Source organism: Caballeronia sp. M23-90 (genome assembly GCF_053574605.1).
Window position 1 is genome coordinate 1 of sequence record NZ_JBSIPA010000787.1, and the last position, 1,524, is coordinate 1,524.

The window sequence follows — 1,524 nt, forward strand, 5'->3', positions numbered from 1 at the left end:
TCTAAAGGGCGCCCCAGCGACAGAGGCAGCATTCCGCGCGGCGGCGCAGGCGGAGCTTGCTCCCGCTCGCGGTCTTCGCGATAACGCCTTCAAGATCGAACTGGCTCAGCGCGTGATCACCGACACGCTGGTCAAACTGACAGCCCTTCAGGAGATCCGCTAATGCCTATCCTCAAAGATGCCATGCAAGCGGTGATGAAAAAGGCCATCGCACTCGCCCCGGACAGCTTCATTCCCGGCGGCAAGCCAGATCCGCTGATCCGACACAAGCACGGCCTGATCGGTGCATCGATAAGCCGGATCGACGGGCCATTGAAGGTGTCCGGCCGCGCGACCTTCGCTGCCGAGTTTCCGCTTGAAGGAATGACCTACGCGGCGCTGAAGTACTCGTCTATCGCACGTGGGCGCATTGTCGATATCGATACCGCTGCCGCGGAAGCTTCACCGGGTGTGGTACTGGTGATGACCTACCGGAACGCGCCTCGCCTCCAGCCCATGCCAGCCTTCATGACCAAGCAAAAGGCCGCGGGCGGCGATGACGTGCCGATCATGCAGGATGACCAGGTTCACTGGAATGGCCAGCCGGTCGCGCTGGTGCTGGCCGAGACCCAGGAGCAGGCGGACCACGCGCAGTCCCTGATCCGCGTAACCTATGAAGCGGGAAGCGATGGCGTAACGTCTCTCGATGCAGCAAAGGCGAATGGTTCGGAGCCCGGCCTTTTCCAGGGCGAGCCGCTCAAGCTCGAGATCAAGGATGCCGAGGCCATGCTGGCCGCAGCACCGCACAAGATCGACGTGCGCTACACGACCCCTCGGCACAACCACAACCCTATAGAACTGCATGCAGCGACGCTCGTGTGGAAGGGCGATGAGTTGCGCATCCACGACACCGTGCAGGCAGTCGCGCACGAAGCGTGGACCATCGCGCAGGTGTTCGGGGTAGACGAGAAGAATGTGCACGTCACTTCGCCTTACGTTGGCGGCGGGTTTGGATCGAAGACGGTGTGGCAGCATCAGGTGCTGGCAGCGGCCGCCGCGAAGATGGCGCAGCGTCCCGTCAGGATCATGGTGTCGCGGGAGGGTGTGTTTCGCATCGTCGGTGGCCGCACGCTCACGGAACAGCGCGTGGCGCTCGGGGCACAGGACGACGGCACCCTGGACGCCCTGATCCACACCGGCACGGTCGCAATGACGCCGCACAACAATATGCCGGAGCCGTTCATCTTGCCGGCGAAGAGCGCTTACGCTTCGCGAAGCTTCCTGCTCGACGTAGAGACCGTCAAAATGAACATGACGGCGAACACCTTCATGCGGGCGCCCGGGGAGGCTGTCGGCACCTTCGGGCTGGAATCCGGCATCGATGAGCTCGCTCACGCCATGAACATGGACCCCATCGAATTGCGGATCAGGAATGAGCCGGAAAAGGATCCGACGACGGGGCTGCCGTTTTCTCAACGGGGGATCGTCGAGGCCTGGAAGACCGGCCGCGAGCGATTTGGCTGGGACGCGCGCCGGGAGCCGGGA

Annotated in this window: 1 protein-coding gene; it reads left to right on the forward strand. The window is 63.1% G+C overall.

Annotated features, from left to right (window positions below; genetic code table 11):
- Window positions 1-162: 162 nt before the first annotated feature.
- Window positions 163-1,524: xanthine dehydrogenase family protein molybdopterin-binding subunit (locus tag ACRXB1_RS35845; RefSeq protein ID WP_449494746.1), on the forward strand; the 1,362-nt coding region annotated here is incomplete at its 3' end.